Origin of the sequence: Streptomyces calidiresistens (assembly GCF_014141525.1) — a bacterium.
Lineage (GTDB): Bacteria > Actinomycetota > Actinomycetes > Streptomycetales > Streptomycetaceae > Streptomyces > Streptomyces calidiresistens.
Genome location: NZ_VKHS01000430.1, coordinates 1 through 4,716, shown reverse-complemented (window position 1 = coordinate 4,716; position 4,716 = coordinate 1). Strand labels below are relative to the sequence as shown.

The following is a 4,716-nucleotide window of genomic DNA, read 5'->3' as shown; positions in this document are numbered from 1 at the left end:
GGGACGGTGGGTGCTCAGGGGCGGGGATCGGCCGGATGCCGGGCGAACAGGGGCAGCACGGGTCGGCCGGCCGGGGCGGCGGGACCGTTCGGCGCCGCCGCCCCGGCCGCCGTCGCCGACGCGGTCGCCAGGTGCTCCTCGCAGAGGCCGACCAGGACCTCGTAGGCGGCCTTGCCCATCAACTCGGTGAGTTCCGGGCGGTAGGAGAGGTACACCGGCTCGGCGGCACCGTGCGCGGCGGGGGCACCGGTGCACCACCAGTGCAGATCGTGACCGCCCGGGCCCCAACCGCGGCGGTCGTACTCCCCGATGGTCACGTGCAGCCGCTCCTCGCCGTCGGGCTCCTCGATCCACTCGTAGGAGCGACGGATGGGCAGTTGCCAGCAGACGTCCGGTTTGGTCTCCAGCGGTTCGCGTCCCTCGGCGAGGGCGAGGGTGTGCAGGGCGCAGCCCTCGCCGCCGGCGAAGCCGGGGCGGTTGAGGAAGACGCAGGCGCCGGCGACGCGGCGGGTGCGGAGGTCGCCGTCCTCGTCGCTCTCGGTCCAGCCGGCCGCCGAGGTGCCGGTGCCGTGGAACTGCCAGGTCTCCGGGGTGAGCCGGGTCATGTGGCCGGCCACCCGCTCGCGGTCCTCGTCGTCGGTGAAGTGGGCGCCCAGGGTGCAGCAGCCGTCGCTCGCCCGTCCGGCGGCGATCCCCTGGCAGCCGCGGCCGAAGACGCAGTTCCAGCGCGAGGTGAGCCAGGTCAGGTCGCAGTGGAAGATCTGGTCGGGGTCCTCCGGGTCGGGGAACGCGACGCTCAGCCGGGGGAAGTCCAGCGCCACCTCGTCCCCGCGCCGCCGGCGCCGGGCGCCGTCCATCGGCCTGACCGGTTTTCCGGGTTTTCCGGGTTTCCCGGGTTCCCCGGTCACGTCCGACTTCGCCCGATTTCTCGTTGCCACCACGTCAGGGTACCCACGCGGGTAGCGTTGACCGTCATGAGACTCGGAGTACTGGACGTCGGATCGAACACGGTCCACCTGCTGGTCGTGGACGCGCATCCGGGGGCGCGGCCCATGCCGGCACGGTCCCACAAGGCGGAACTGCGGCTCGCCGAGCTGCTGGACGCCGACGGCTCGATCGGGGTCGACGGGGTGGAGCGGCTCGTCCGGACCGTGCGCGCCGCGCTGGACGTGGCGGAGGATCACGGCGTCGCCGAGTTGCTGCCCTTCGCCACCTCCGCCGTGCGCGAGGCCACGAACGCGGACCGGGTGCTGGCCCGGGTGGCGGAGGAGACGGGTGTCGAGCTGCGGGTCCTGTCCGGGGAGGACGAGGCGCGACTCACCTTCCTCGCCGCCCGTCGCTGGCTGGGCTGGTCCTCGGGTCGGCTGCTGCTGTTCGACATCGGCGGCGGTTCCCTGGAGATCGCCTTCGGTACGGACGAGGCGCCGGATGTCGCGGTCTCGCTGCCGCTGGGCGCGGGGCGGCTGACCGCCGCCCATCTGCCGGGGGACCCTCCCGGCGAGGGGGACATCCGGGCGCTGCGGCGCGAGGTGCGCAACCGGATCGCCGAGGTGGTGGGCGAGTTCAACCGGTACGGCAAAGCGGATCGCGTCGTGGCCACCTCCAAGACCTTCAAGCAGTTGGCCCGGTTGACGGGGGCCGCGCCCTCCGCCGAGGGGCAGTACGTGCCGCGCCGGCTGGACCTGGAGGACCTGCGGGTGTGGGGGCGGAAGCTGTCGTTGATGCGGACCGCCGAACGGGCCCAGTTGCCGGGGGTCTCGGAGGGGCGGGCCCGGCAGCTGCCGGCCGGGGCGCTGGTGGCGGAGGCGGCGATGGACCTGTTCGGCGTGCGGTCGCTGGAGATATGTCCGTGGGCGCTGCGCGAGGGGGTCATCCTGCGGCGGCTGGACCGGATGCGGGGCGACTGAGCGGGGGCCCGGGCGACCGCCGCGCCACCCGGCGCGGCGGGCTCCGGTGGGTCGTGACGCGCGGTGTGCGCGGGGGTGTTCGTCCACCCGCCGGACGCCGGGATGTTTCGCCCCGCTTCGCGGCTGTTCCGGAGGGTGTGCCGGGGGCCCGTACTCTTGAGCCCGTGGTGGAACAGTCTCCGATCGGCGTCCCGGTCGCGAAGGTCGCGCTCTCGACGGCCTCGGTGTATCCGTTGGACACGGCGGCGGCGTTCGCGATCGCCGCGCGGTTGGGCTACGACGGCGTCGAGGTCATGGTGTGGACGGACCCGATCAGCCAGGACCCCGACGCGCTGCGCGCCCTCTCCGATCGGTACGGGGTACCGATCCTGGCGGTGCACGCCCCCTGTCTGCTGATCACCCGGGGGGTGTGGACGACCGACCCCTGGGAGAAGTTGCAACGCTCCCGGCGCGCGGCGGAACGGCTGGGCGCCTCCACCGTGGTGGTGCACCCCCCGTTCCGGTGGCAGCGTTCCTACGCGCGGGCCTTCGTGGAGGGGATCCGGCGCATGGAGTCGGAGACCGAGGTGCGCTTCGCGGTGGAGAACATGTACCCGTGGCGGTACCGCGAGCGCGGGGTGCAGGCGTACGCGCCGGGGTGGGATCCCACCGAGGAGGACTACCGGCACTTCACGCTCGACCTCTCGCACACCGCCTCCTCGCGCAGTGACGCCCTGGCGATGGCGAAGCGGATGGGGGAGCGCCTGTCCCACGTGCACATCGCGGACGGAACGGCTTCGGGGACGGACGAGCACCTGGTGCCCGGGCGCGGAACCCAGCCCTGTGCCGAGATCCTGGCCGGCCTCACCCGCTCGGGGTTCGACGGCACGGTGGTGGCGGAGATCAACACCAGGCGGGCGATGAGCGGGACGGAACGGGAGAAGGACCTGGCCGAGGCGCTGGAGTTCACCCGCAGGCACCTGATCCCCGAGGGACCGGGGGACGCCGGACACCCCGACCGGGCCGGGCACCCCGGTGACCCCGACCCCGACGTGCCGGGGACGCGACGGCCGGGCGGCTGAACCGGCGCGGCCCCTCCCGTCAGTCCGGTTCGGGATCGGGCTCCGGGCCGGGCCCGGGGTCCGGCTCGCCCGGGGGTTCCGGGTCCGGATCGGGCCCCGGCCCCGGGTCGGGCGGGGGCGAGGGCGAGGGCGCCCGGCCCGTACCCTCCACGGTGACCACGCTGCCGGTGGGCTGCACCCGGATCCGGGCCGACCAGGCGCCGCGCGGCTCCCGGTCGGGGTCCACGGTCACCCGGATCGTGACCCGCTCCCCCGGTCGCAGGGTGCCGGAGGATCGGTCCAGGCTCAGCCAGCCGGCCTGCGTGGACAGCGACCAGTGCACCTCCGCGTCACCGATGGCGGTGAGGACGATCACCGTCTCGGCGCCGCCGCGCCCGGTGCCGGACATCGCCTCGACGGAGAGCCGGGGGGCGCCCGACGGTCGTTCGCCGCCGCTCCCGGGGTCCGGGCCGGGCCCGTCGGGGTCACCGGCGCGGTCCCGGTCGCGCGTCCGGTCCCCGTCCGGGCCCTCGGGGTCCCGCTCGTCCCGGGCGTCGGAACGGTCCCGCCGGTCGTCCTCCGCCTCCCCCTCGGCCGGATCGGTCCCCGGCCGGTCCGTGTCGCCCGCCCCGCGTCCGCCGGCGGGGTCGGCCCGACCGGCGTTCTCGTAGGGGTGGCCGCCGGCGCCGGGGGTCTCCCCCGCCCGGTCCCGTTCGGTGACGGCCGCGCCGTCGCCCCCGCTCCCCTCGCCGGTCGGTGTGGCACCGCGATGGGCGGCGAGCACGGCCAGCGCCGGGGCGGCCAGGACGGTCGCGACGACGGTGGTGGTCAGGACGCGGCTGCGCAGCCGCTCCCGGCGGGCCACCCGGTCGCGCTCGTCCAGGGGGAACCCGGCGCGGTCCAGTCGCGGGAGCCGGCGGGCCCGGGCCCGCCGGGCGGCGAGACGGGCGGTCTGGACGGCGGGACGGGGCGCGGTGAGCACCGCCAGTCGGGAGGGGCCGACCGGGTCGGTGCCCGGCCAGCCCGCGCCGCCGGCGGAGACGGCCCGCTGGGCGATCCGGCGGCAGGTGGGGCATTCGTCGGTGTGGCGCAGCAACTCGCCGCGCAGGGCGGGGGACACCAGCAGGTGCTCGTGTCCGGTGAGGCCGGTGAGGCCCGCCACGGCGGGGCACGCCCCGGCCCGGGCGGCGGCCAGCGCGCCGCGGGTGCGCTCGACCTCGCAGGCGGCGGTGGTCAGCAGGGAGCGGGTGGCGCCGACCGGGCGGCGGAGGACGGCCGCCACCTCGGCGGTGTCGAGGCGGTGGCGAACCGCCAGTTCCAGGGCCTCGCGCTGTTCGGCGCCGGCGCCGGCGGCCTCGGGCCAGGCGAGCGCGGCCAGTTCGCCGCGGCGCCGGTCGGCGTCGGGGCCCCCGGCGCTGGGGGCGGGCGGGGCCGCGCCGGCAGCCCGCCGTGCGGTGAGCCGGCGCAGGCAGGCCCACCGCGCCAGGGCGTAGAGCCAGGCGCGGTGCAGCTCCGGCTCGGCGGGGCGACGGCCGTGGCGGTGGCGCTGCTCGGCGGCGGCCAGCGCCTCCCCGAGCGCGGCGGTGGCGGCGTCGTGTTCGCACATCACCGACAGGCAGTAGGTGAACAGGCCGTCGAGGTGGGCGTCCTCCCAGGGCACGGGGGTGTCGGTGCCCGGGGCCGTCCCGGGGGTCGGGCGCGCCCGCCGGTGCTCCGGGCGGCCGGGGCCGGGCAGGTGGGAGGTGTGCAGGGCCCGGGTGGGCCCGGGG

4 protein-coding genes are annotated in these 4,716 nt (G+C 76.6%); 2 read left to right on the top strand and 2 right to left on the bottom strand.

Annotated elements, in window-relative coordinates:
- Positions 1-14: 14 nt before the first annotated feature.
- Positions 15-857 carry a DUF3109 family protein gene (locus FOE67_RS16950; RefSeq protein WP_182665183.1) on the bottom strand — a complete coding sequence of 281 codons (843 nt, stop codon included), beginning with the start codon at positions 855-857 and terminating at the stop codon, positions 15-17.
- Between the two features lie 117 nt (positions 858-974).
- Between FOE67_RS16950 and FOE67_RS16945 the strand changes: the two genes are divergently transcribed.
- Entirely contained in the window at positions 975-1,907 is a 933-nt protein-coding gene (locus FOE67_RS16945) for a Ppx/GppA family phosphatase (RefSeq protein ID WP_182665181.1), read from the top strand.
- 167 nt (positions 1,908-2,074) lie between these two features.
- Entirely contained in the window at positions 2,075-2,968 is an 894-nt protein-coding gene (locus FOE67_RS16940) for a sugar phosphate isomerase/epimerase family protein (protein ID WP_323384983.1), read from the top strand.
- Between the two features lie 19 nt (positions 2,969-2,987).
- Here the strand turns inward: FOE67_RS16940 and FOE67_RS16935 are convergent.
- The coding region (locus tag FOE67_RS16935) for a BACON domain-containing protein (RefSeq protein WP_182665177.1) at positions 2,988-4,716 on the bottom strand (1,729 nt) is incomplete at its 5' end.